Source organism: Streptomyces sp. SID14478 (assembly GCF_010548525.1).
Classification (GTDB): domain Bacteria; phylum Actinomycetota; class Actinomycetes; order Streptomycetales; family Streptomycetaceae; genus Streptomyces.
Genome location: NZ_JAAGMG010000682.1, coordinates 1 through 5,588 on the forward strand (window position 1 = coordinate 1; position 5,588 = coordinate 5,588).

A 5,588-nucleotide genomic window follows, 5' to 3' on the forward strand; every position below is an offset into this window, starting at 1 on the left:
GGCGGCGGCTTCCCCGGTGGCGGCTTCCCCGGTGGCGGGGAGACGCCCGGCGGGGGCGAGGCGTCCGGGGGTTCCGGCGGACGTGCCGGCGGGGGCGGCATGCGCGGCGGCGGCATGGGCGGCAGCGTCGACAGCGACCTGATCGCCTATCTGGAGAAGCACCAGGACGGCGCCAAGTGGCTGCTCGCGGTGTCCAATTCGCAGTCCGCCGCCTCGGTCATCCTCAGCACCAAGAAGCCCGTCATCTCCATGTACGGCTTCACCGGCTCCGACAAGGGCATGACCGTCGCCAAACTCAAGAAGCTGGTCAAGAGCGGTCAGCTGCGCTACATCCAGGTCGGCGAGGGCGGCATGGGCGGCGGTATGGGCGGCGGCAACGACGTCGGCTCCGCGGTGACCGCCTGGGTGAAGCAGCACGGCACGGCGGTGAAGGAGAGCGCGTACAGCAAGAGCACGTCCGACTCCCGGAGCTCTTCCGAGTCGCGGAGCTCTTCCGACTCCCCGAGCTCGGACAGTTCCCCGTCCGTCTACCGCCTGGACCCGTCCGACGTGAACTGATCAGTCAACTCCCCCACTGCCACCGGCCCCTGACACATAGTCAGGGGCCGGTGTCGTCACAGGACCGACGCCTCGCATTCACCCAATCTATACGTGTCCATGTCACGCTCCGTTCCACCAGTCAACCCGCGTAGAACGGACGGACACCCCACATGCCCGGAATCCACATACGCACCGTCGCCCTCACCACCGCGGCCGTACTGGCCGCCTTCGCCCTCCCCGCGGCCATCGCGGGCCCGGCCGCCGCGACCCCCACCGCGACCACCACCGCGTACGACGACACGTACTACCAGGACGCGTTGGGCAAGACCGGCACGGCGCTCAAGAGCGCGCTGCACACGATCATCAGCGACCAGACGAAGGTCTCGTACGACGGCGTCTGGAACGCGCTCAAGGTCACCGACCAGGACCCGGCCAACAGCAACAACGTGATCCTGCTCTACAGCGGCACCTCCCGCGCCAAGTCGCTCAACGGCGGCGACTCGGGCGACTGGAACCGCGAGCACGTCTGGGCCAAGTCCCACGGCGACTTCGGCACCGCCACCGGCCCCGGCACGGACCTGCACCACCTGCGCCCCGAGGACGTGACGGTCAACGCGGTCCGCGGCAACAAGGACTTCGACAACGGCGGCAGCGCGGTGGCGAACGGCGGCGGCAGCCTCACCGACTCCGACTCCTTCGAGCCGCGCGACGCCGTCAAGGGCGACGTGGCCCGCATGATCCTCTACATGGCCGTGCGCTACGAGGGCGACGACTCCTTCGCCGACCTGGAGCCCAACGAGGCGGTGAACAATGGCAGTTCACCCCACATCGGCAAGCTCTCGGTGCTGAAGGCGTGGAGCGACGAGGACCCGCCGGACGCCTTCGAGGAGAACCGCAACGAGGTCATCTACGACACCTACCAGCACAACCGGAACCCCTTCATCGACCACCCGGAGTGGGTCGAGTCGATCTGGTGACCCTCCCGCCGGGCCCGCATTAGCTGGACGCGAACATCCGCAGCCGGGCCGGCAGGACGACCACGCTCGGCCCGGGTGCGGCGAGCGCCGCCGCCAGGTCCTCGCTCAGCGCCTCCGGCGACGTACGCACCGCGCTCACCCCGAACGACCCGGCCAGGGCCACGAAGTCCGGCCGGGTCAGTTCGGTGCCGGCCGGCTCTCCGTAGGCGTCGGTCATGTACTCGCGCAGGATGCCGTAGCCGCCGTCGTCGACGATCAGCCAGGTCACGTCGAGCGACTCCTGCTGGGCCGTGGCGAGTTCGGCGATCGAGTACAGGGCGCCGCCGTCGCCGGAGACCGCGAGGACGGGGGTGGTCGGGTCGGCGACGGCGGCGCCCAGCGCGGCCGGATAGGCGTAGCCGAGGCCGCCCGCGCCCTGCGCCGAGTGCAGCGCCCCGGGCCAGGCCGCCCACGCCCAGTAGGCCAGGATGGTCATGTCCCAGAAGGAGGGCGCCTTGGCCGGCAGCGCGTCCCGCACCGCCGCCAACACCTGCTGCTCCAGGGCCAGTTCCTGACCGTCGAGGCGTGCGCGTACGGCGGCCAGGACCTCGGCCACCCGGTCCGGCGCCTTCTCGTCGGCGCGGTCCCGCACCGTCTCCAGGAGTGCCTGGAGCGCCAGGCGGGCGTCGGCGTGGATGCCGAGCGCCGGGTGGTTGGCCTCCAACGTGCCGGCATCGGCGTCGACTTGGACGATGCGGCCGCGCGGCGCGAAGGTGTGGTAGTTCGAGGACAGCTCACCGAGTCCCGAGCCGACCACGAGCAGCACGTCCGCGTCCTCCAGGAACGCGGTCAGGTGCCGGTCCTCCATCCACGACTGGAGGGAGAGCGGGTGCTGCCAGGGGAACGCGCCCTTGCCGCCGTACGTGCACACCACCGGCACGTTCAGCTTCTCCGCCAGGGCGCGCAGCTTGCCGGCCGCGTCGGCGCGCACGACGCCGCCACCCGCGACGATCACCGGGCGTTCGGCCTTCTCCAGCAAGTCGGCCGCCACGGCGGTGAGTTCGGGCCGCGGGACCAGTTCGTGCGGGGTGGCGTCCGCCGCCGTCACCACCGGCAGCGCCGTCGGGGCGAGCAGGACGTCCTGCGGGATCTCGACGTACACCGGGCCGTGCGGCACGCTCAACGCCGACTCCCAGGCGGCCGCGATCGCCGACGGGATCTGCGACTGCGTCCGCACGGTGTGCACGGACTTCACGACGTCCCTGAACGCGGCCTGCTGGTCCCGCAGTTCGTGCAGGTAGCCGTGCCGGCCGCCGCCGAGTCCCGCCACCGGCACCTGGCTCGCCACCATCAGCACCGGCGCCGAGGCCGCCGCCGCCTCCTGCAGCGCGGGCAGCGTCATCAGGGCGCCGGGCCCCGTCGACACGAACAGCGGGGCGACCTCGCCGCTCACCCGCCCGTACGCGTCCGCGGCGAACCCGGCGTTCTGCTCGGTGCGCAGACCGACGTAGCGCAGCAGGTCGCAGCGGCGTACCGCATCGAAGAGGCCGAGCGCGTGCTGGCCCGGCAGGCCGAAGACGGTGGACGCGCCGAGACCCGCGAGCGTCTCCACGACCAGGTCACCGCCCGTGCGCCCCGGCGGCGGGTTCAGCGCCGCCTCGATCTGGCGGGGCGTGGGGCTCAGGACGAGGTCGTGGTCGTGGGGCATCGGGCGGCCCTTTCGTGGTGCGTTCCCAGGGATCAGGAAACCGTACGGGACTCCGCGATCTGCCGGGACATGATCGTCGTCAGCTCGTACGCGGTGTGCGAGGCGGCGACGGCGGTGATCTCCGCGTGATCGTACGCGGGCGCCACCTCGACCACGTCGGCCGAGACCAGGTTGCAGGAGGCCAGGCCGCGGAGGATCTCGAGCAGCTCGCGGGAGGTCATGCCGCCGGCCTCCGGGGTGCCGGTGCCCGGGGCGTGGGCCGGGTCGAGGCAGTCGATGTCGATGGAGATGTACAGCGGGCGGTCGCCGATGCGCTGGCGCAGCTGGTCGGCGACCTCGTCGGCCCCGCGGCGGTAGATGTCCGCCGAGGTGACGATGCCGAAGCCCATCTTCTCGTCGTCGGTGAGGTCCTGCTTGCCGTAGAGGGGCCCGCGGGTGCCCACGTGCGAGAGCGCCGACGTGTCGAGGATGCCCTCCTCGACGGCCCGCCGGAACGGGGTGCCGTGCGTGTACTCGGCGCCGAAGTAGGTGTCCCAGGTGTCCAGGTGCGCGTCGAAGTGGAGCAGCGCGACCGGGCCGTGCTTCTTGGCGACGGAGCGCAGCAGCGGCAGCGCGATGGTGTGGTCGCCGCCGAGGGTCATCATGCGGGCGCCGGAGCCGAGCAGGTCGTCGGCGGCGGCCTCGATCGTCTCGACGGCCTCGTTGATGTTGAACGGGTTCGCGGCGATGTCACCGGCGTCCGCGACCTGGGCGAGCGCGAAGGGGGACGCGTCCTGCGCCGGGTTGTAGGGGCGCAGCAGACGGGAGGCCTCGCGGATGGCGTTGCCGCCGAAGCGGGCGCCGGGACGGTACGAGACACCCGTGTCGAAGGGCACGCCGACGACCGCGACGTCCGCGGCGGTGACCTCGTCCAGGCGCGGCAGGCGGGCGAACGTCGCGGGGCCCGCGTAGCGCGGGACGCGCGAGGAGTCGATCGGGCCGCGGGGGGCGGGGTGCTCGCTGGTCATGGCGTGCCTTTCGCGTGAACAGGCGTACAGGTGGAGGGAGGCCGTACAGGTAAAGGGAGGGCGGGGGTGCGCGGGGTCCGTCAGGGGCCGTACAGCCCGGGTCTGCGGTCCCCGAACACATCGTTGTGGTCGCCGAGCCGCTTGTCGCGGGCCCGCGCGAGATCGCAGGCGGCGAGGAGCAGGGCGGGGCCCTCGGTCGGGGTGTGCCCGGCGAGGGGGAAGCCGTCCGGGTCGACGATCACGGAGCCGCCGGTCCAGTGGACGCCGCGCTCGGCGCCGGCCCGGTCGCAGGCGGCGACGTACATCCGGTTCACGGCGGCGTCGGCCTGGACGCGGACGACCTCGCCGGGGCGCTCGCCGTCCGGGCGAGGGAACAGCGGCCAGTTGACGGGGGCGCACAGCAGCTCGGCGCCGGCCAGCGCCACCCGCCGCACCCACTCGGGGAACTCGACGTCGTAGCAGACCATGACGCCGATCCGGCCGACGCCCTCGACGTCGACGACGGGCGGTGCCTCGTCGCCGGGGACGAAGCAGTCCCGCTCGGTGCCGAACAGGTGTGCCTTGCGGTAGACGGCGCGGACGGTGCCGGCGGGGTCGATGAGCACGGCGGAGTTCCGCACCCGTGCCCGGGAGTCCAGCTCGGCGAAGCCCGCGACGAGCGTGACGCCGTGCCGTCGGGCCGCGGCGGACCAGGCGGTGACGGTCGGCCCGTCGACGGGTTCGGCGAGGGCGCGGGCCTCGGCGGCGTCCTCGAACACATAGCCGCTGTTGGCGAGCTCGGGCAGGACGACGACACGGGCCCCGGCGGCCGCGGCGGCCGCGATGGCCTCCTCGGCGGCGGCGAGGTTGCCGGCCACGTCCCCGACCGCGAGGGCGAGCTGTGCACAGGCCACGGTCGTCGTCATCCGGCCATCTCCTCGATTCCCCCGGGTTCGGTACGTGCTCGGTACGTATCAGCAGGATGAACGTAATCCGAGGCGCGTGCCCGCTTCGATCGCCCTGAGGGCGAACCCTGCCCGCAAGCATGGACATCACGTACACCGCCGGTCGGTGACACTGGTACGCATGGCGCTGCTCCTGTCCGACCTGGTCGGCCGCCCCGCACTGCATCTGTCCGTCGCCGCGTGCCCCGAGCACCTGGACCGGCCGGTGCTCGCCGCGCACGCCTCGGAACTGCTGCGCCCCGGCCCGTGGCTGCAGGGCGGCGAGCTGCTCATGACGATCGGGCTGCTGCTGCCGATGGACGTGGCGGCCTGTCGCCGTTACGTCGAGGACGTCGCCGCGGGCGGTGCGCACGCCCTCGCGCTCGGCCTCGGCCCCGACCTGCCGCACCAGGAGGCGCCCGAGCCGCTGGTCACGGCGGCCGCGCAGGCCGGG

General features: G+C 72.6%; 5 protein-coding genes and 1 pseudogene. 3 read left to right on the plus strand and 3 right to left on the minus strand.

From position 1 onward, the window contains the following. A pseudogene (locus G3I40_RS22655) lies at positions 1-558 on the plus strand (hypothetical protein); the annotation flags it as partial. A 152-nt stretch (positions 559-710) separates the two neighbouring features. Beyond that, entirely contained in the window at positions 711-1,517 is an 807-nt protein-coding gene (locus G3I40_RS22660; RefSeq protein ID WP_164303973.1) for an endonuclease, read from the plus strand. A gap of 19 nt (positions 1,518-1,536) precedes the next feature. Here G3I40_RS22660 and G3I40_RS22665 read toward each other — a convergent pair whose 3' ends face one another. The 3 genes from G3I40_RS22665 to G3I40_RS22675 all read right to left on the minus strand — a co-directional run bounded on the left by G3I40_RS22665 (position 1,537) and on the right by G3I40_RS22675 (position 5,116). After that, positions 1,537-3,204, minus strand: a complete 1,668-nt coding sequence (locus tag G3I40_RS22665; RefSeq protein WP_164303974.1) for a thiamine pyrophosphate-binding protein — start codon at positions 3,202-3,204, stop codon at positions 1,537-1,539. Positions 3,205-3,236: 32 nt separating this feature from the next. Next, positions 3,237-4,211, minus strand: a complete 975-nt coding sequence (gene speB / locus G3I40_RS22670) for an agmatinase (protein WP_164303975.1) — start codon at positions 4,209-4,211, stop codon at positions 3,237-3,239. 80 nt (positions 4,212-4,291) lie between these two features. Next, positions 4,292-5,116, minus strand: coding sequence for a nitrilase-related carbon-nitrogen hydrolase (locus G3I40_RS22675; protein ID WP_164303976.1), 825 nt, complete (start codon positions 5,114-5,116; stop codon positions 4,292-4,294). Between the two features lie 160 nt (positions 5,117-5,276). Between G3I40_RS22675 and G3I40_RS22680 the strand changes: the two genes are divergently transcribed. Then, positions 5,277-5,588: PucR family transcriptional regulator ligand-binding domain-containing protein (locus G3I40_RS22680; protein WP_203644623.1), on the plus strand; the 312-nt coding region annotated here is incomplete at its 3' end.